Here is a 19,292-nt window from a genome sequence, read left to right on the forward strand (position 1 = left end):
CAATCATTTAAGAACGTTTGATTAACCTAATCTTCTAATAATTAAACTATTGACCAGGTCGAAGAAAGCCACCGGTTTCAGGGTCCGCCAGTTGTCAATTTCGTCCAGCGTTCCGCCAAAATTCAGGTAATAATCCAGCCGGTAACGTTTCATTTCACTCTCGACAAAATCGCGGAAATTGACTCCGGCAATCCAGCCGTCTTCCACGTCTTCAAACCACTCTTCGTAATAACTGTCGTCGGAACCGTGGAAGTTCAGAATGTTTTCGCCCAGCAGAATAAATTTATTGATGTTCTCATTCACCAGCGGATCAATCACCTGGCGTTTCAGGTACATAATATCGTTGTGAAGGGTATCGTTCCACTCCCCAAACAGTTCGATGACCACAAACTGGCGGTCATAATCGGCGAAGAGAATTTTGCAATACAGCGTCTCCGACCCGATTTCGTCCCAAAGCGGATGAATGTAATACCCATAGATTGTATTGGTATATTGATTCATGTTATACTCGCGGCCGAAAAAAGGCGAATTCGGATCGTCCGTCGAGCTATACCACTTCTCCCAATTATAAAAAGGCTCAATTTCGTGCATAGAATTCCGGCGACTGATGGATAAAACCGGTTAGACAAAGATAACAAAACTATGCCCACCAACAGACATCCAACCCAACGGTCCGGAAACGAAAAAGTCCAGTAGCTGAGCCTCTGGACTTTCTGTCGGAAACGTGTATGGCTGATGAAGCGTACTACCTCCATAGAACTCTTCACCGCGTTGTCAATACTTACGAAGGACCCTCAATTTTAGATTGCAGGGTTTTGAAAAAAAGTTGAAAAATTACTCTGTACTCGAATATTTTTTCATAAATATCTGATAATGAGATAAGTAAAAATTAAAAAAAATTCTATTTATACTGTAGGAAAGTTGTAGCCTCGCAGTTTTTATTGCTTCGGAACCGAATCCACCGCGCCTGAAATCCTTTCGGGAAAGTGTAACTGAGCGTCTGACCGGGTGCTACCGTCATCTCTCTGTAGACCATCCAGGGACCGTTGCCGATTGGGTCGGCCTCGATCGTGAACGTAACGGGTGAGCTGGCTTTGTGGGACAGTTGCAGCGTCCGCTGGTCGTAAAAACCGATCAGGTACGGGTCGGATGGTTCGTTGGCCTGCACCGCCGAATTTTTCCAGGGGCCGCCGTGTCCGGTGGGTTTCCCCAGCTTCCAGAGATCGTCGATGGCACCGGCCCAGACGGCCGCTTTCTGATCGTCCGAAACTACAATGTGGTCGTTGTTTGCCGCCAGTTTCAGGTCTAAACCGGTCATGATCAGCAAGCCCCGGTAGGACGCGTAATCGTTTATGCGGAGGTTGTGCGACGAAACCGGTCGGATTTTGGCGTACCCATCGGCGTTTTCGGCGGGCAATTCGTAGAAGGTACCGTGGGCGTTGAATAAATCGCGTTCGGTGGCCACTTCCCGGCAAATCCGCAAAGCCGCCTGGTTAGTGAGCGATGTATAGGCTTCGTTGCCCAGCGGTAGCCGCCAGCGCCGGCCTTTGTCATCGACCACCAGAATTGACGATTCATCGACCGTCACCGCTTTTTGAGGAATGGCGAATTTGCTTTTGATAAACGAAACCGCTTTCTCGTCCTGTTTCCGGACCAGTTTCATGGTACCGTCCAGTTCATAATAGCCAACTTCGGTGGCCTGTCCGCCCGAATAATCCAGGGCCGCCATGCCCAGCACGCGCCGGTTATCGCCCAGTCCGTAAATCAAACCACCGGATGTTTTGGACGACGTAACTCCGCTCAAACCGGCAAAAATGGCATTCGGAGCTGCTGTCCGGGTATCGTTGGCGGTGTAGAAAAACTGGGCCGATGCGTTGGTCGACTGGCTGGGTTTGATCCGAATCCATTCGCCGGGTGTGTCGGACGCAAATTCTACGTTGATGGCTTTTTTGGGACCAACCGATGCGGTTTTCAGGGTTGCCCAGTTGCCGTTACCGGTTTTGTCCACTTCGAATGTAAAGGTGACCTCGCCATCGCCGTTGTTCTGAATCCAGGCCGAGCGGTTGGGCCAGCCCGCAAACAGAAACGGTTCCGATGTTTCGGCGGCTTTGACAGTTTCGTTCAGCCAGACGGCTCCTTCGGCGGTATTCGGGCCCAACTGATCCGGCTGGTTCAGGGAAGTAAACCACAAATTGGAATTCGATTGGCCGGGGCCTTCGATGTTGCCCTTGGCTTTGCGTTTGTTCAGAAACTCTTTCTGTGCCGAATCGTCGCAGCCGAAAACCAGTTGGTCGTTCCAGCGGGTGTAGTCGCCAATGACTTTCAGGTACGCCGAGCGGGGCCGGATGCCTGCTGAGTTTTTAGATGAAAACTGGCCCGGAAACCGCCAGAACATCCCGTGCATCGTCATCAGGTAATCCGGTTTTTGCGCGGTTCCGACATCCCGGATGCGGGGCCATTCGGTGTTCCAGCCGTGCGCGCCGTCGTAGCTGTGGCTGGCTTTCGGCAACCGGAAAAACCGCCAGCTTCCGGCATCGCGAACGCCCAGCAAAACCGACTTGTGATCCCAGCCCGTGGCCCAGATCGGATCGGTTTCGAGATTTTTATTGCCGTAAATACCGCCGGGGCCGGTCACTTCCACAAACTGATTCCGGCGGACCACTTTCCAGTCTTTGCCGTTCCATTCCGACAATGAACCGGACTCAATATCGAACTGCTTGAGAGCCTGCGGACCAGGCTCGCCGTTGTTGGAATACACCAGCACGCCCTGACCGGAATAGAGTCCTTTGCCGTGCGCACCGGGCAGCAATTCGCCCGCGTGGTTGTTCGATTCGTCGGCGCCTTTTTTGGTTTTTACGTTGCCGTCTTCGTATAACAGTTTCGGCTCCAGGGTTTTAACGTCTACTTCGTAAAATCCTTCTTCCATCGTTCCGTAGTAGATTTTTCCCTTCGGATCCGTCAGATGGCGGGCATTGCCGGTATGCCGCCCCGGCATAGTCTTATACGGAATCACGCGAATGTTACCCTGCGCATCGATGGCGTAGGGCCCAATAAAAAGCTGGTTGCTTTCGGGGTGAATCATCCGGTTGGCGGGCGTTCCGCCGATGCTCTCGGAATGGACAATCTGCTGCCGATCCGGTGTGATTTCATACAGTTTATCCGACGAGCCAAAGGGCAGGTGCGGGCCGTACGTAACCGCCCAAAGCTTACCGGCCCAGGGCACGACCGCGCCCGTACCGCACTCACCCTCGTTGTTATACATCGCCAGATGCGGATAAATCCCGCTGTAGGACTTGCCGGTTTTGGATTGGGCAAGCGTCTGATATCCAGTGAATAGGCTGCCGATGAGGCAGGCGTAAAGAATCGTTTTTCTCATCCTTGAAATAGGAAATAGATTTGGAATGTTTGAATAGGAAGACGGATTGGACGGATGGAACGGATTTACACAGATTGATATCTGTTTTTGATCTGTTGCATTCGTCTAGTCCGTGTTCCTATCAATTAATAACCAGGGTTCTGGACCAAACCGCTCGTCAGTACTTCTTTCGACGGAATGGGCCAGAGGTATTGCCGGGTCGCGTCGAATTTCCGGATCGTCAATTGTTTGATCAACCCGGCGGTGAACATGGGCGTAAAATCCGCTACGCCGTCGTCGTCAATCTCCGGTTTTTGCGGGAAAAACCACAAACCGGGTTTTACCACTTTGGTGCGCAGGTCGGCCGGATCAAGTAAGCCGAAATTGAGCTTATTCAGCACTTTCTCGGCGAGCTTCCAGCGAATAATGTCCATGTAGCGCGCGCCTTCCAGGGCAAATTCCATCCGGCGTTCGGTGCGCAGCGTTTTGCGTAAAGCCACCTGCGGACCGGTTTTTACCGCCGGATACGTCGTGGCCGTCGCGCTGACGCCATACGCCCGCGCCCGAACCATATTAATGGCATCCAGCACCGACTGATCAATTTCGTTTAGCTCAATTTTCGCTTCGGCATACATTAGCAGCACGTCGGCGTAGCGGATGATGATTTTGTCCGGTTCGGCGGTCCAGGAGTTTAACGTCCAGTCGGCGTCGATGCCCTTCTTCCAGATCAGTCCGTTGAATGAGGCAAACTGGGCAACGGATCGGGTGTCGTTGTTGTTGACCCGTGTGTTGTTGCTGGTGCGGAGTACCTGCACCGAATCGGGGTGCGGCTGGAAAATAAAACCGATGTGTGACGTCTGAAACTCAACGATGGTGGCCGTACAACGCGGATCGCGGTTTTTGAACGGTTCGCGCGGATTGAACAGGGGAGATTCATCAATCGGCAAACCGTCTTTGCAGAGAAACGCACAGAACAGATCCCAGGAAGGATCTTTGGCGGCATAACCACCCGCATTTCGGGGAATGTAATCCTGTAGTCCGCCCAGCGTCACTTTCAGGGCCACTGAACGGGGAAGTGCGAAAATGGTTTCCACCGAGTTTTTAGTTTTCGACAAAAACAAGTTGCCGAAATCGGTATGCAGACTGTACACTTTCAGGTCCATGCAGGCTTTGGCCGCGTCGCGGGCGGTTTTCCAGTCGCTCATCTGCAACGCAATCCGGGCCTTCATGGCGTAGGCAGCTCCGGCCGTCACCCGTTTCAATTCCGAACTGCTGTAAGTGGGTTTCAGTTTGGATGCCGCAAAGTCAAAATCCGCGTAGATTTTTTGCAACACCGTCTCTTTCGGCGTCTGTTTCAAGGTTAGCGCTTCTTCGATGGTCAGGGCGGTTTCGGTGTACACAATGTTGCCGAAGTGGGAAAGCAAACGGGAATACTGGCAGGCCCGGATAAACCGCGCTTCGGCGGCATAGCGGTCGATCTGGTCTTTCGATAAAACCGCTCCCGCCCGGTCGACGCTCTGAATCACGTTGTTGGCGCGGGCGATGGCCTTGTAAGTGTTCGTCCACCAGGTGATGACGAAATCGGTTTCGCCGTTGATGGTCGCTCCCGTGACGGGCGTGGTGGCGTCGCGATACGTCCAGTCGTCGGTCCACTCGTCCAGATCCTGCATCCAGAACGCGTCTTTGTACAAACCGTTCAGCGACATTTCGATTTCCTCGGCGTTCGAGTTCCAGGTTTCGCCCGAGCCGTCGGACAATGGATTGAGGTCCAGACTGCCGCAGGCCGTCATGAAAAACAGGCCGGACAGGAAGATAGCTATTTTCAGTTTCATGGAAAATCGGGTTAGAATTTAACGGAAGCGCCGAGAACAAAGGAGGTCGTAATGGGGTAGCCCAGACCGCCCACTTCGGGGTCCCAGCCTTTCGGAAACTTGCTGATTGACAGCAGGTCCGTGACGGAGCCATAAACGCGAAGGCTCTGCATTTTCAGTTTCTGCGCAAAAACGCGGGGAATATTGTAGCCCACACTGATGTTTTTCAGCCGGAAGTAACCGCCGTTGATCAGCCAGAAATCAGACAGGGCGTAGTTGTTACCGGCCGACGTGTTCGTGTAGCGCGGGTATTTCGCCTGCAGATTCTGCTCGGGCGTGTTGTAGGTGCTCCAGGTGTTGCCGTCCAGAATGGCCGGGAAGGTTCCGAAGTTTTCGCGCAGCGGCTGAACGATGTCCGCGCCCAACCGGGAATTCTGTTTGGCAACACCCTGAATGACCAGCGCGAAATCCCAGTTTTTGTAGCCGAGGTTGAAGTTACCACCAAACGAAAGCCGGGGCAGGGAACCGCCCAGCAAAACGCGGTCGTATTCGGGGGAGATCTTGCCGTCGGGCACGCCGTTGGGGCCGCTGATGTCCTTGTACCGAATGTCACCCGGTTTGACGTTGGCGTTCAGCTTGGGCGAGTTGGCAACCTCGTCGGCGGTCTGGTAAATACCTTCGGACACGTACCCGTACCATTCCCTGAACTGGCTTCCTTCCCGAATAATCTGGTCACCGGTGAAAACCGTGCCACCCAGATCCCCCATGCTGGATTTGAAATCGGAGAGGTTAAACGAAGCACTGTACCGCAAATCGCCCTGATTGTCGTTCCAGGTGGCCTGCATTTCCCAACCCGATGTGTGCATTTTCCCGGTATTCTGGTAAGGATTGTCGAAACCAACATAATCCGGAATCTCCAGTTCCAGCAGCATGTCCCGGGTGGTTTTTTTGTAGTAATCACCCGTCAGCCGGAGCCGTTCGCGGAAGAAATTGACGTCCAATCCTACGTTGACCGAACTGGTGGTTTCCCAGGAAATGTCGCGGATGACATACTGGAACTGAGCCGCCGACTGGGCCGAAACCGCCGTATTCCCCTGGTAAAAGAGGGCGTTGTTTTCAAAACTCAGGATGGCCTGGTAGGGATAAAAATTGTTCCCGATCCGCTCATTGCCCAGCGAACCCCACGACGCCCGGAGTTTCAGAAAAGGCAGCCACGACGCGCTCGATTTCATGAATGGCTCCTCCGAAATGACCCAGCCCGCCGAAACCGACGGAAACGAACCCCAGCGGTAGGCCGACGCAAACCGCGAAGAAGCATCGTACCGAATGTTGGCCTGGAGCAGGTACTTGTCTTTGTAACCGTACATCACCCGCCCGAACCAGGAGCGATACGCGTTTTCGTTGGCACTGCCGCTGTTGTCCCGAAAGTCCAGCGGGCCGAGGTTCAGGTACGGATAGGAATTCAGAATATATTGCCCGCGCGACGCCCCCAGCGACTCGTTGAATGCGTAGAAATATTCGTAACCGCCCAGCAGATTCAGGTGATGGCTACCGAACGAGCGGTCGTAGTTGGCCAATGCCTGCGTCGTGTACCGATAACTATCGTTGCGGCTTTCTTCCAGTTTCGTTTGCGACTGCCCTTCAATGTACCCGGCAACGGTGTTCGGACTGTTCCACAAGGTATACGGGACCTTTTTCGTAAAGACTTTTATCTTATCAAAATTGAAGAAGGGCGAAAGTACGCCGGTGATTTTCAATCCTTTGATTGGGGTAAAGTCGATGCTGATTTTACCGCCAACCTGATTGTACCAGGCATTGTTAAAACCGCCGTATTTCAGCTTGGCGTAGATGTTGGCCCCGTCCTTGCCCGAGCCGATGCGTCCGTCCGAGAACATGGCGGCATAAACCGGGGGCATGATGCCCATTTTATAGAACGGATAAGAAGGCGGGCTGCCTCGGTCGTCGGTGATGGGTTGGGGCGAAAAGGCCCGCCGGAAATTTAAATCGACGCTGGCCGACAGAAATTTGGTGATGGTGAGGTCGTTATTGACCCGGGCGGTAACCCGTTCATAACTCCGGCCTTCGTAGAGCGCATCGGTTTTGTCGTAGCCCAGCGAAACCCGTGAGCGCAGGGATTTTCCCGAACCCGAAATGCTGAGCATGTGACTGCGCCGGGGCGCGAAATCTTTCAGCATCATACTGCGCCAGTCGGTATTCGGATACTGGTTGGGGTCCTGCGCGTGCAGGTTGTCGTAATTGTCGATCAGGTCTTTGGCGTAGGTGGGATATTGATTGGCATTGTTACCGTTGTCGTTCCAGCGCAGTTCATTGGTGAGCTGCATATACCGTTTGGCGTTCACGTAATCCGGTAGCCGCGTGGCCCGTTCCAGGCCGTATTCCGCCGTATAATCGAGACTCAGCTGACCGGTTTTGGCCCGTTTGGTCGTCACCAGAATGACACCGGCGGCCGCCCGCGAACCGTAAATGGAAGCCGAAGCCGCATCTTTCAGGACCGATATGCTTTCGACATCGTTGGGATTGATGGAGTTGATGTCGTCAATGGGAACCCCATCGAGAATGATTAGCGGATTTGCCCCGGCTTCACTGATCGTGGTGATCCCCCGGATTCGGATGTTAGCCGTTGCTCCCGGTGCGCTGTTACCCCGGGTGACGGTGACGCCCGGCATGGCGCCCTGCAGCGCCTGTGAAATCTGGGTGGTTTTGCGGGTCGTGATGGCGTCGCCCTGAATGGAAGCCACGGCCCCGGTCAGGTCCTTCTTCTGCATGGTTCCGTAGCCCACGACGACGACTTCCTCCAGCGTTTTCAGATCGGCGAGCAGCTGGACTTTGAAATTCGTTTGATTACCGACAGTAACTTCTTGATTGACAAAGCCTACAAAAGAAAAAACCAGGGTCGTGGAAGGATCATTGGGAATCGAAAGCCGGAATTTGCCATCCATATCCGTGGTGGTGCCCCGCGTCGTATTTTTAATCACGACACTGACGCCCGGCATTCCTTCGTCGTTTTCGGCGGTAACTTGCCCGGTGATCGTTCGGTCGGCGGCCTCGGGGGCGGTTTCGAGAAAGACGTTCGAATCATTGACTGACGATTGCGGTGCGGGCGGCAACTGAATCACGATCTGTCCGCTGATGACCTGATACGTCAGGCCGAGCGGTTTCAGCAGCGATTCCAGCACCGTCGACAGCTTCTGATTCTGGGCATTGAGCGTCACTTTCCGGGCTGTAGGAATGGCGTTCGGGCTATACACAAAATCTACGTTGGCGATTCGCTCCAGCCGGGTCAGAATCTGCTTCAGGGCCACCTCATCCGCCTTGATCGAAATGGGACGCTGGAGCATGTCCTGCGCCTTTCCGTCGTACGCCAACGACGATCCGGCCAGCACCAGACTTAGGAAAATAGGTAAAAAAGAGATTTTCATGACGGTTAGAAGGGTCAAACCGAGCATTCGACAAAATTTCATACTTTTGTATGTTTTGTTGGAAAAAATGGAAGCATTTGACAAAACAAGCCCCACTCATCCTGGCAGATGAGTTATGATGCGCATCAGGGGGTACATTCCGGGCCGAAAGTGTAGCCGCACTTTCGGCTTTTTTGTGAGTAATTGCTTAATTCATAGGCATTTGTAGGGTTTAGGTCTGGTTAAGGGTTACAACCGGTTCCGTTGATCAGAATACGCGTTCCCTGCACTTCATACCGGGCGTTGATCGACTGGCAGATCAGTTCCAGTTTTGTGTAGAGCGGTTGCCGGGTAATGTTTCCTGTAAACCGGCATTCGGTCAGCACCTCATTCCCGATTTCCATCGCAATCCCGTACTGGCTTTCGAGTTGCTTCAGCACTTCTGGCAAAGGGCTGTCGTCAAACACGAAGGTCGCCGGTTCGGGCCGGACGGGATTCGGGATCGGTTCGGGATAATCAATCAAACCTCGGGTCAGGCGGTTTTCGTCAATAAAAAAGGTTACTTTCTGATTCGGCGTCAGCACGACGCCGGTATTGTCTGTCACTTCAACTTCTTCCGGTTTTAGGGTCGATTGGCGGTCTTTTTTAAAAACCGCAACCTTGCCGGTATGCACCGCCACTTCCACCGTCGGCGCATTTTTCGGGGCCGTAATCCAGAAACTGGTTCCCAACACGCGCGTCACGATGGTGCCGCTGTAAACAAGAAACGGGCGACTGGCGTCTTTTTGCACCCGAAAAAACGCCTTGCCATTGAGCCAGATTTCCCGTTTGTGGGGCTGCGGCTGGGTGGCATACCGAATCGTGCTTTGCGGTTGCAGGTGGATGATACTGCCGTCGATGAGCGTAATGAGCTGGGTCTGACTGGTGGCGTTCTTCCGCGTTACAAACCCCGTTTCAGCTGCGGTTTCCCGAATTTCCGGTTTGGGTGAATTCGTCGGGTTTTGGTAGAAGAACAGGGTGCCAAAACCAATCAGGACCGCCACGGCGGCAGCCGCAACCCACCGCCGGAACACGGGCAAACGGACCGGTTTTTCAGGCGGTTGGGCAGCGGTTTCGGTTTCTTCGGTAGTCTGCGAATCAATTTTTTGCCAAAGCCTTTTTTTGAGATTCTGTCGCTCTTCGTCGCTCAGCGCAAATGTTCCGTCGGTACCCAACTGGTCGTACCAACGGTCAATCAGCCTGATTTCCGCTTCAGAGCATTGACCCTGGTTGTATTTAGTCAGTAGTCGGACGAATTCTTCCTTTTGCATGGGCCGCTGAACCTGTTCCTGTACTGTGGAAGTCGACAAAACCCCCGGTTTGCCCTAAATGATTTTATAATAAATTTGATTATTTATATAAACGGGCAGTTTTTGCTAAATTATTGTTTGTTAAATACAATTGATAATTGCCTGTACTGAAGACACGATCAAGGGGTAAATCCAGGGCGATGGCACTTTTTGATAAAAAAATTGTAATTTGGTATTCATTTTTTCGACATCAGGAAATCATGTCGGCAGATTTACGACTTTCGTCGCTGAAAGATTGGGATGATGAGCGGGTGCTGAAGGCGTTATCCGGCGGAAACCGGCTGGCGCTGGCGGAACTGTACGACCGGTATTGGTATCCGTTGTATCGTGTCGCGTTTCAGAAGACCAAATCGCCGGAAATTGCCGAAGAATTAGTCCAGGATTTGTTCGTCCAATTGTGGCAGAAACGGGAATCGCTGGCCGTTCGCCGGACCGACCATTATTTGTTCGGAGCCTTAAAGTATTCGGTGATCGATTACGTCAAGGGCCAGATTGTTCGCGAAAAATTTCAGGAATACCAGCAGATTTTTGCCCCTCAGGCCGATTTCTCGACCGAAAACCAGCTGGCTTACAGCGATTTGGTCGGGACCATTGAAACCGAACTTCAGAAACTGCCCACCAAAACGCAGGAAGTTTTCCGCCTGAGCCGTTTCGAAGGCCAGAGCATTCCGGAAATTTCGCAGAAGCTCGACCTCACCGACAAAACCGTTGAATACCACCTCTCGAAAGCCCTCAAATTACTCCGCGCGCAACTGCGGGACTACAGTTTCGTGTGGTTATTGATGATGTTGGCGGAGCGGTGAAATTTTGCTTTACAGGCATTTTCGTTTATTTTTGAAAGAAGACCTTTCAGGTATGAATCTCCAGATTATTCACGATAGCAAAGGCAACCCAACCGGAGTGTTTATTCCGATGCAGGATTGGAAACAATTGAAAAAAAGGTACCGGGATTTAGAACAGTATGAAGTCGAGGAGTCGACGAAAGAACAACTACTTTCTGAATTAAAAGAAGCTATTCTGGAATTAAAAGCTATCGAGCAGGGAACAAAACAGGCTCGTCCTCTAGCCGACCTCCTCAATGAGCTTTAAAATAGTGACGCTGGCCTTGTTTGACAGGCAATTTAAACGCTTAGCTAAAAAATATCCCTCTCTTGCCAGAGACCTAGCACAACTGGGTGAAGAACTGCTGGCAAATCCGACGCTTGGCGAAGCACTGGGCAGCAACTTTTATAAAGTACGACTCAAAATTACCTCTAAACGTACTGGAAAGTCGGGTGGTGCCCGCGTAATCACTTACGTTAAGATTTTAAATGAGACGATTACCCTGTCTTTTATTTACGATAAATCGGAACGAAGTACTATTTCAGACGGTGAATTAGAAGACTTGATAAAGTTGCTGGAAGATAGCTAAATATTCCTCAATACGTCTTCGTCATATCCGCGGGAATATGCAGAATAAAATTGGCCATATTCCGATTGGCTTTATCCGGTTTTTCCACGTCCGGCACCTCGACCGATGCAATCGTAACGATCTTTAAATCCGGCTGTTGCTGGCGCAAATACCAGCTGATTCCCTCGAAATTGTTGGAGTGATACGACCCGTTGTAGTGCAGAAAAGTGGTGCCGGGTTTGCGGTTTTGCAGGATAAAATACGCCATCGTGGCATCCTTGATGGCCTGGGCGCGGGCAAAATTTCCACCCTGTTCCGGGTCGGGCTTCGAGCCGCTGCCGTGCATCATGTCCAGCATGGCTTTGTAACCGGGCAACGTCAGATCGACCGTAATGGGGAGGGGCGCAATCCAGGCTTTCTGAGCCGCCGGAACCGTATCGAGCGACGCCAGCCCCTGCCGCGAAACCGCACTGGCATACCGTCGGGGCACGTTGGTGGCTATCATGGTCAGTTTGTGGTCACGGGCGAAATCGACCAGCGGGCGGTAATCGGTTTTGTAATTATTCCAGAGCCGGGCCTGTTTCGGAAACTCCTTGTCCGTGGTTTTTCCGGAAATGTAATCCGATAAAGCCGTCTGGTTATCCGCTTCGAACATCTCAGCTCCCAGAATCAACTGCTCTTTTTTCGCTTCGTATAAATCCTTCGTCAGTTGCAGTTCCAGCCAATGACAAATCGGGTTGTTGTGCAGCTCGCCAAAGAAAACCACATCTGCATCGGTGGCTTCTTTCAGAACCTTCTGATAGGGAACGGTTTTTAATTTCTGGGAATAAAACTGGTAAGCCGGTTTATCGCTCGTGAACGCAAGGCAGCCGAGCGCGAGCAGTAGGAGGTATTTCATGAGAAGGTTATTATTTAGACGCAATATAAACAAGGATTTGCTGGCTTGGTAAAAAAAGGGGTTATTTCGCGGAGTTGAGCGGAGTTTATAAGAGTTCTGCAGAGTTTTTTCTCCGCATAACTTCTCTAACTCCGCTCAACTCCGCGAAATAACCCCCCTTTAAAAAGGCTGCTCTAAAGTTTTTACAACTCCCGAATCCAGATGTTCCGGAATCCGACCGGATTGCCGTGATCCTGCAGCAACAGCGGACCTTTGCCATGCGCCTGAACTTTCGGGTAACCGATGTATTCCGTGGTTCCTTTGATGTTGAAGTTGTTCAGCACCAGCACACCGTTCAGCAAAACTGTCACCTTGCCCATTTCGGCCATCATGCCGTCTTTGTTGAATTTGGGAGCGAAGTAAATGATGTCGTAGGTCTGCCATTCGCCCGGTTTGCGGCTTGGATTAACCAGCGGAATCGCCTGTTTGTAGATCGATCCCACCATCCCGTTTGAATACGTCGGGTTGTTGTAACCGTCGAGCACCTGCAGCTCGTAGCGGCCCTGCAGAAAAATACCGCTGTTGCCGCGTCCCTGACCGTTGCCTTCTACTTTATCGGGCGTCCGGAATTCGATGTGAAGCTGGAAATCCTGGAATTCCTGCTTGGTGCGCAGGGAAGCGCCTTTGGCCGAAAACATGGCGCCATCGCGAACCGGCCAGGGGTTCGAGCCTTCCGTTACACCACCCCAGGCGTCGGGGCTGTAGCCTTTTACCGATACCCACTTGCTGCCGTCCTTTCCGTCAAATAAAACGATCGCATCGGACGGGGCCGTGGTGCCCGATGCCGTGCCGGGCGATAATTCACCCGGTGTTACCACCCGAGGAACAGGTTCCCAGATTTCGGATGATTCCGGATTTTGTTTGGGTTTTTCCTTTTCCTGGGCAATCGCCAGTTGGGTCAGACCTAAAACAAGGGCAAGGGCTAAAGTACTTTTTTTCATTCGTCAGAATAGGATTGGGTGAACAATGATTTGCACGAAAAACCGCCTTCAAAGATAGGCGAAAATGTCAACGCATGAGTCGCTCCGGCTTGCGAGACTTTATTTTTTAATTCTGTCCGATAAAGAACCGGATACCTGTAAGTGAAGGACGTCTCTTGAAATTCTGAAAACCGCTATCGAAATAATGCAGTAGATGGGTGGAAGTGCAATCAATTTTATAAAAATTTTTAAAAAATAGGTAACTTCCCGACTTCATCTAAAATCTAATGAAGTCAACCTCTATGAACACGACGTTCGCCCGTTTGGTGTTTGGTGTCGGGTGGGTCTTTAGCGCCGGACTGGCTATTGCCCAGCCCAAAACGGACCAGCCCGCAGCTCTGCCACTAAACGATTTAAGTGCTTTCCAAAAACCGGGTAACAACTGGCGTATAGTCGGTGACGTTTCCGGCGATCTGAACCAGAAAGACGTCCTGAAAAGTACACCGGGAACTGGAATTCTGGTCAATTTGCCCGCTAAAGACGGGAACATCGATCTGGTATCGAATTTCCAGCACGGTGATGTGGATCTCGATCTGGATTTTTTGATTGCGAAAGGTTCGAACTCGGGGGTCTATCTGCAGGGGCGCTACGAAATTCAACTGCTCGATAGCTGGGGAGCCAAAAATCCCAAAGCGGGCGATAATGGTGGTATTTACGAACGTTGGGACGATAGCCGCCCCGATGGACAGAAAGGCTACGACGGCCACCCTCCCCGTCAGAATGCCAGCCGGGCACCCGGTTTGTGGCAACACCTGAAGATTTCATTCCAGGCTCCGCGCTTCGACGCCAGCGGCAAGAAAATCGAAAACGCCCGCATGTTGCTCGTTGAACTGAACGGCGTGGCGATTCACGAAAACGTCGAACTGGCGGGACCCACCCGCGGGGCGCTCGGTAAAGACGAGGTAGCCAGCGGGCCGCTCCGGATTCAGGGCGATCACGGCCCGGTTGCAATCCGGAACATCATCATTAAAAACTACGATAAACCGCGTCCGGAATTGATGAACCTGAAATATGCGGTTTACAAGGGACGATTCGATAAAGAACCGGATTTCAGCAAATTGCCGCCGGAAGCCGAAGGTTCGTCGGTTATTCTGACGGCCAACGTGACCCGCATTCCGAACGACTTTCTGATTCGCTACACCGGCACGCTTCGCGTGAAGGAAGCCGGTGATTACGCCTTCAATCTGGGTGCTGCCGGTGGCGGTGGCATGATGAAGATCAACAACAAAACCGTTATTACGCCCGGCGACCGCCGTCAGCGCGGGAGCATTACGCTGCCCGCGGGCGATGTGCCGTTCGAGTTGTTGTACGCCAAAATGGAGGACTGGGCCAGACCGTCGATCGGCCTGGCGGTAACCGGACCCGGCATTCGCGAATACATCATCAGCGACGCCAGCGGTGCCTACAACGGCGATCCCACCGATCCGATCATGGTTGATGCGTCGACCAACACCATTCTGCGGAGTTTTATGGATATGCCCGGCTATAAAAATAAAGAAGGCCGGACGTTACGGGTTGTTCATGCGGTTTCGGTGGGCAGCCCCGAGCAGGTGCATTACACCTATGACATGGACAATGGTGCACTGGTGCAGGTCTGGCGGGGACAGTTTTTGGACACAACGCCCATGTGGCACGAGCGGGGCGATGGTTCGTCGCGGCCGATGGGTATGGTACAGCGACTGGGCGCGCCGGTATTAGGACTCGCTAAGTTGTCGTCTCCAACGGCGGCCTGGGCTACCGACACGACCGGCAGCGGTTTTCGTCCACGGGGCTATGTGCTCGACGAAGGCGATCGTCCGACGTTTAGGTATCAAACCTTCGGTTCCACGGTTACGGATGCGACCCGCGTGCTGGAAAACGGGCAGGGCGTTCGCCGGGAAGTGACGGTACAAAATCCCGCCGGTGACCTGTACGCCCGGTTGGCGGAAGGTAGCACGATTGCAGCTTTGGAAAACGGCATGTACATCGTGGATGGAAAGGCGTATTACGTGCGCATCGACGATGCCGGTGGGGCAACACCCGCCGTTCGGAAAGTGGGCGATCGACAGGAACTGATCGTTCCGGTGAAGGGAAAATTGGTTTACTCGATCCTGTTTTAATTTATGAAACGAATACATACATCCATTCTTCGCCGGGCCGCGGCTGGCATCCTGTTGTCAGCGGCTACTTTCTCGGTGGGCTGGGCGCAGGAGTCGCCCAAGGAAGAAGATTTTTATAAAATTCTGAAGGTGTCGGCACCGGAAGGCACTTTGCTGGAAGTAGGCGGTTTGACCGTTCTGCCGAACGGCGATCTGGGCGTTGCCACCCGTCGGGGCGACATTTTTATCGTTGAAAACCCGACGAGCCGCCGTCCGTTCTTCCGCAAATTTGCGTCGGGATTACACGAAGTACTGGGCCTGGCCTACAAAGACGGCGCCCTGTATTGCGCCCAGCGTGGCGAGTTGACCAAACTGGTGGATTCGAACAAGGACGGAAAAGCCGATATTATCGAAACCGTCACCAACATACCGGTTTCGGGTCACTACCACGAATATACATTTGGTCCTAAAATCGCGCCCGATGGTTCGTATTTTATTTCCGGTAACGTCGCTTTCGGTGACGAAAAATGGTGGGCGGGCGAAAGTCGTGTCCCCTGGCGTGGCTGGATCATGCACATTACCAAGGACGGTCAGATCGAGCCCTGGGCAACAGGCGTTCGCTCACCAGCCGGTTTGGGAATGATCAACGGCGAATTGTTTTACGCCGATAACCAGGGCGACTGGATTGGTTCCGGGGGCGTTTGGCACGTCAAAAAAGGAGCTTTTATGGGTCACCCGGCGGGTTTGCGCTGGAGTGCCGACCCGAAATCGCCGGTTAAGCTAACGCAGGAGCAGTTATACGCCAAAATTAATCCGCGCGACAACCGTGACGAGCGGGGCCGGGCCATCAAACCGGAAAACGTGATCGACGAAAAATACTACACCTTGTTCGAAATGAAGAAGGATTTTCCGGAAATTCAACTGCCAGTGGTTTGGCTGCCGCACGGAATTCAGGGCATTTCCAACTCGGAAATCGTTCAGATTCCGGAGGGTTCATTCGGACCTTTTTCGGGACAATTGCTGGTTGGCGATCAGGGCCAGAGCAAAATTACCCGGGTTTTTATGGAGAAAGTGAAAGGCGAATACCAGGGTGCTTCGATCGATTTCCGCAGCGGTTTTCGCTCGGGGGTTTTGCGGATGGCGTGGGCCAAAGACGGTTCGCTGTTTGTCGGCGAAACCAACCGTGGCTGGGGTTCGGCGGGCGATGCCGACGAAGGCTTGCAACGCCTGACCTGGAACAACCAGATGCCGTTTGAAATGCGGGCAGTTCGGGCCATGCCGGACGGTTTTGAGGTGGAATTCACCACGCCCGTCGACCGGAAATCTGCCGAAGATCTGGCTTCGTATTCGGTCGAAAGCTTCATTTACAAATACCACCCGGTTTATGGTAGCCCGACGGTCAACAAGGAAACCTGCTCAGTGAAAGGTGTTAAAGTGTCGGCCGACGGTTTGAAAGCCCGCGTGATTGTCGACAACCTGCGCCAGTATTACATCCACAACCTGACGCTTGAAGGGGTTCGGGCCGCTCAGGGTTCGTATTCGCTGGTTCACCCCACCGCTTACTACACGCTGAACAACCTGCCCGAAGGTCAGAAACTGGCGATGAACGAAGTGAGTACGTTTAACTCATCGGCGTCGAAAACCGCTCCGGCGGGCAAAAAAGGCGTTCCGGCAAAACCGGGTGTAAAAACCGGTACGAAAACGGCAGCAACTGGTACAAAAACCGGTGCGCTGATCGCCAAAGCGCCGACCTTCGAGGAGGTAAAACCGCTGCTCAACCGCCATACCTGTACGGCCTGCCACAATGCCGAAAAACGGCAGGTCGGCCCGGCATTTGTCGATGTAGCGAAGAAAGGCTATTCGAACGAGAAAATTCTGGAGCTGATCTACAATCCGAAACCGCAAAACTGGCCGGATTATTCGACTGAAATGCCACCGATGCCGCAGGTTCCCAAAGCCGACGCCATGAAAATTGCCGCCTGGATCAATTCGCTGGCCGGTGGAAACGGAGGAACTGCCAAAAACGCGGATCAGCCGTAAGGGTAAAACGTCCAGCTATTTTTAACGGTTCATTCTTAAAAACAGCACAGCCCGGCCAATGGTCGGGCTGTGCTGTTTCCGGGGTACTAAAAACCGCTACAAGGACGTAGGTCGGCGTATCGCTCCGGGAGGTTTTATTAAATTTGGATTACGCTGTGGCAGTCACTTTACCGGAATCGCAATGGTTGCGTTATCCCAGGCAATCGTTACATCGGAGTCCGTTGGGGTGATGGTCAGTTTTTCCACCGGCGTTGCGTTCGTTTTAACCGGAACCGTGAACTGAGCGACGTCTTTTTTCTTCAATTCGACTCCTTTCACCGGGTCGATGTAGTCGTACGCGCCCCATTGCCCCAATTTGCTATTCAGGATAACCGTCCATTCTTTTTCATTCGGAATGGTAAAGAGCGTATACGTGCCCGCTTTCACCGGTTTTCCGCCAAATGTAACATCTTTGGCAAATGTAATTTCGGTCGCTTCGTCGGCACCAGTCCGCCAAACCGTCCCGTATTTCTCCAAACCGTTCGGGCCAAAAATAACACGTCCCCGTTTCGAGGGTTGCCCGTAAACGACTTTTACATTTTTACCGGGGCTTTCAACTTTCAGGTGTGGACTTTTGGCCTGCGCAAAAACAAGGGTTGAGGTTGCCGTAACCAGCAACGCAAACAATACTAACAATCCCTTTTTCATAGGTAATAGAAAGTTTTTAGTGAATGATTGGTCACAAATAAAACAAAACTTAGACCAAAAAGATAGAGAACTGGTTTAATCGGACGATAAAATAAGTTGAAAGGTCAGTCGAAATAGTTCAATCCAATGTGAAGAAATTACCAAATAGATCGAGAGAATCAAACTCTTTTGTCTTTCTGGCCGATTGATTTTCCCTTTGCCGCCGAACCGCTTACCTTTGTGTTTCTTCAGAGAATACCTTATGCCGCTGATTACCACTTCGGATTATCGTCCGCCCGCTCATTTGTGGAACGGACATTTGCAAACCATCATCCCGGCTTTGTTCCGAAAAGTCAGCGTAGCCTACACCCGCGAGCGTATTGAAACCCCCGACGACGATTTTCTGGACCTGGACTGGAGCTTTGCTGAAGTTAAGACCGGGCCGCCGGGCGGTGATGAGTTAACGATTCTCTCCCACGGTTTGGAAGGTGATTCCCGGCGGCAGTATCTGGCGGGAATGGTTCGGCACCTGAACGGGGGCGGTTTTGATTGTTTAGCCTGGCATTACCGCAGTTGCAGTGGCGAAATGAACCGACAGGCTCGGTTTTATCACCTCGGCGAAACTGGTGATCTGCAAGTGGTTATCAATCATGCGTTGGCAAAAGGCTATCGGCATATTAATCTGATGGGATTTAGTGCGGGCGGAAATGTGACCCTGAAATACCTCGGAGAGCAGGGAACCGCGATTCATCCGGCCATTGAAAAAGCCGTCGTGTTTTCCGTGCCCTTACACCTGACTACGGCCTCGCGCCGACTAGAAGCGTGGGACAGTCAGGTGTATAACAAGCGCTTTAACCGGACACTCAAGCGCAAAGTTTTTGAAAAAGCCGCCCTCATGCCGGGAGCCATTCCGACGGAGGGATTGCAAAAAGTGCGAACTTTGCGGGAATTCGACAACCTGTTTACATCCCAATTACACGGTTTTCGTGATGCCGAGGATTATTACGAGCAGAGCAGCGCCTTGCAATACCTGGACAAAATTGCGATCCCGACTTTAATTGTTAATGCCAAAAATGACCCTTTTTTGTCGCGCGAATGTTTCCCGGAAGAACTGGCGCGTCAACTTCCCAACGTCTGGATGGAGTTTCCAACGCAGGGAGGCCATTGCGGTTTTGCCCCCGCCGGACCAAACAAAACGGTTTACTGGTCGGAAGAGCGGGCATTGCGGTTTTTGAAAAATGATGCTGTACAGTGAAAATTCAACTGA

Annotated in this window: 14 protein-coding genes; 6 read left to right on the forward strand and 8 right to left on the reverse strand. The window is 52.3% G+C overall.

What is annotated here, in order from left to right:
- Positions 1–21 precede the first annotated feature (21 nt).
- The 5 genes from GJJ30_RS13415 to GJJ30_RS13435 all read right to left on the reverse strand — a co-directional run bounded on the left by GJJ30_RS13415 (position 22) and on the right by GJJ30_RS13435 (position 9,934).
- Complete coding sequence (locus GJJ30_RS13415; protein ID WP_154175674.1) at positions 22–591, reverse strand: hypothetical protein; 570 nt, start codon at positions 589–591, stop codon at positions 22–24.
- A 310-nt stretch (positions 592–901) separates the two neighbouring features.
- The gene (locus GJJ30_RS13420) at positions 902–3,376 is read right to left on the reverse strand and encodes a hypothetical protein (RefSeq protein ID WP_154175675.1); all 2,475 of its coding nucleotides are present in this window, start codon (positions 3,374–3,376) and stop codon (positions 902–904) included.
- A gap of 125 nt (positions 3,377–3,501) precedes the next feature.
- Positions 3,502–5,187: a RagB/SusD family nutrient uptake outer membrane protein gene (locus GJJ30_RS13425; RefSeq protein WP_154175676.1), complete on the reverse strand. Its 1,686-nt coding sequence runs from the start codon at positions 5,185–5,187 to the stop codon at positions 3,502–3,504.
- An 11-nt stretch (positions 5,188–5,198) separates the two neighbouring features.
- Entirely contained in the window at positions 5,199–8,606 is a 3,408-nt protein-coding gene (locus GJJ30_RS13430; protein WP_154175677.1) for a TonB-dependent receptor, read from the reverse strand.
- A 221-nt stretch (positions 8,607–8,827) separates the two neighbouring features.
- On the reverse strand, positions 8,828–9,934 hold the full coding sequence (locus tag GJJ30_RS13435) for a FecR family protein (RefSeq protein ID WP_154175678.1): 1,107 nt from the start codon (positions 9,932–9,934) through the stop codon (positions 8,828–8,830).
- Between the two features lie 200 nt (positions 9,935–10,134).
- On the opposite strand from GJJ30_RS13435, the gene GJJ30_RS13440 reads away from it, so the two are divergent.
- The 3 genes from GJJ30_RS13440 to GJJ30_RS13450 are packed head-to-tail and all read left to right on the forward strand — an operon-like array spanning position 10,135 to position 11,345.
- Entirely contained in the window at positions 10,135–10,737 is a 603-nt protein-coding gene (locus tag GJJ30_RS13440) for an RNA polymerase sigma-70 factor (protein WP_170299185.1), read from the forward strand.
- A 52-nt stretch (positions 10,738–10,789) separates the two neighbouring features.
- Positions 10,790–11,023, forward strand: a complete 234-nt coding sequence (locus GJJ30_RS13445) for a hypothetical protein (RefSeq protein ID WP_154175886.1) — start codon at positions 10,790–10,792, stop codon at positions 11,021–11,023.
- Positions 11,013–11,345 carry a type II toxin-antitoxin system RelE/ParE family toxin gene (locus tag GJJ30_RS13450; RefSeq protein WP_154175680.1) on the forward strand — a complete coding sequence of 111 codons (333 nt, stop codon included), beginning with the start codon at positions 11,013–11,015 and terminating at the stop codon, positions 11,343–11,345. Before GJJ30_RS13445 ends, GJJ30_RS13450 begins: the two co-directional genes overlap by 11 nt.
- Positions 11,346–11,352: 7 nt before the next feature.
- Here the strand turns inward: GJJ30_RS13450 and GJJ30_RS13455 are convergent, their stop codons facing one another.
- Positions 11,353–12,222: a ChaN family lipoprotein gene (locus tag GJJ30_RS13455; protein WP_154175681.1), complete on the reverse strand. Its 870-nt coding sequence runs from the start codon at positions 12,220–12,222 to the stop codon at positions 11,353–11,355.
- A 182-nt stretch (positions 12,223–12,404) separates the two neighbouring features.
- Positions 12,405–13,202: a 3-keto-disaccharide hydrolase gene (locus GJJ30_RS13460; protein ID WP_154175682.1), complete on the reverse strand. Its 798-nt coding sequence runs from the start codon at positions 13,200–13,202 to the stop codon at positions 12,405–12,407.
- Positions 13,203–13,483: 281 nt separating this feature from the next.
- Between GJJ30_RS13460 and GJJ30_RS13465 the strand changes: the two genes are divergently transcribed.
- Complete coding sequence (locus tag GJJ30_RS13465) at positions 13,484–15,340, forward strand: 3-keto-disaccharide hydrolase (protein WP_229313116.1); 1,857 nt, start codon at positions 13,484–13,486, stop codon at positions 15,338–15,340.
- A 3-nt stretch (positions 15,341–15,343) separates the two neighbouring features.
- Positions 15,344–17,359 carry a hypothetical protein gene (locus tag GJJ30_RS13470; RefSeq protein WP_154175684.1) on the forward strand — a complete coding sequence of 672 codons (2,016 nt, stop codon included), beginning with the start codon at positions 15,344–15,346 and terminating at the stop codon, positions 17,357–17,359.
- A gap of 162 nt (positions 17,360–17,521) precedes the next feature.
- Here GJJ30_RS13470 and GJJ30_RS13475 read toward each other — a convergent pair whose 3' ends face one another.
- Positions 17,522–18,046 (reverse strand): DUF2911 domain-containing protein, encoded by a 525-nt coding sequence (locus GJJ30_RS13475; protein WP_154175685.1) that lies wholly within the window; start codon positions 18,044–18,046, stop codon positions 17,522–17,524.
- A gap of 241 nt (positions 18,047–18,287) precedes the next feature.
- On the opposite strand from GJJ30_RS13475, the gene GJJ30_RS13480 reads away from it, so the two are divergent.
- Positions 18,288–19,280 (forward strand): YheT family hydrolase, encoded by a 993-nt coding sequence (locus tag GJJ30_RS13480; protein ID WP_154175686.1) that lies wholly within the window; start codon positions 18,288–18,290, stop codon positions 19,278–19,280.
- The last annotated feature ends 12 nt before the right edge of the window (positions 19,281–19,292 follow it).

The organism is Larkinella terrae, assembly GCF_009668025.1.
Taxonomy (GTDB): domain Bacteria; phylum Bacteroidota; class Bacteroidia; order Cytophagales; family Spirosomataceae; genus Larkinella; species Larkinella terrae.

Coding starts and splice junctions, on each gene's coding strand:
- GJJ30_RS13445 (WP_154175886.1), top strand. CDS start 10,790: ATGAATCTCCAGATTATTCACGATAGCAAAGGCAACCCAACCGGAGTG.
- GJJ30_RS13425 (WP_154175676.1), bottom strand. CDS start 5,187: ATGAAACTGAAAATAGCTATCTTCCTGTCCGGCCTGTTTTTCATGACG.
- GJJ30_RS13480 (WP_154175686.1), top strand. CDS start 18,288: ATGCCGCTGATTACCACTTCGGATTATCGTCCGCCCGCTCATTTGTGG.
- GJJ30_RS13465 (WP_229313116.1), top strand. CDS start 13,484: ATGAACACGACGTTCGCCCGTTTGGTGTTTGGTGTCGGGTGGGTCTTT.
- GJJ30_RS13415 (WP_154175674.1), bottom strand. CDS start 591: ATGCACGAAATTGAGCCTTTTTATAATTGGGAGAAGTGGTATAGCTCG.
- GJJ30_RS13430 (WP_154175677.1), bottom strand. CDS start 8,606: ATGAAAATCTCTTTTTTACCTATTTTCCTAAGTCTGGTGCTGGCCGGA.
- GJJ30_RS13455 (WP_154175681.1), bottom strand. CDS start 12,222: ATGAAATACCTCCTACTGCTCGCGCTCGGCTGCCTTGCGTTCACGAGC.
- GJJ30_RS13460 (WP_154175682.1), bottom strand. CDS start 13,202: ATGAAAAAAAGTACTTTAGCCCTTGCCCTTGTTTTAGGTCTGACCCAA.
- GJJ30_RS13440 (WP_170299185.1), top strand. CDS start 10,135: ATGTCGGCAGATTTACGACTTTCGTCGCTGAAAGATTGGGATGATGAG.
- GJJ30_RS13420 (WP_154175675.1), bottom strand. CDS start 3,376: ATGAGAAAAACGATTCTTTACGCCTGCCTCATCGGCAGCCTATTCACT.
- GJJ30_RS13475 (WP_154175685.1), bottom strand. CDS start 18,046: ATGAAAAAGGGATTGTTAGTATTGTTTGCGTTGCTGGTTACGGCAACC.
- GJJ30_RS13470 (WP_154175684.1), top strand. CDS start 15,344: ATGAAACGAATACATACATCCATTCTTCGCCGGGCCGCGGCTGGCATC.
- GJJ30_RS13450 (WP_154175680.1), top strand. CDS start 11,013: ATGAGCTTTAAAATAGTGACGCTGGCCTTGTTTGACAGGCAATTTAAA.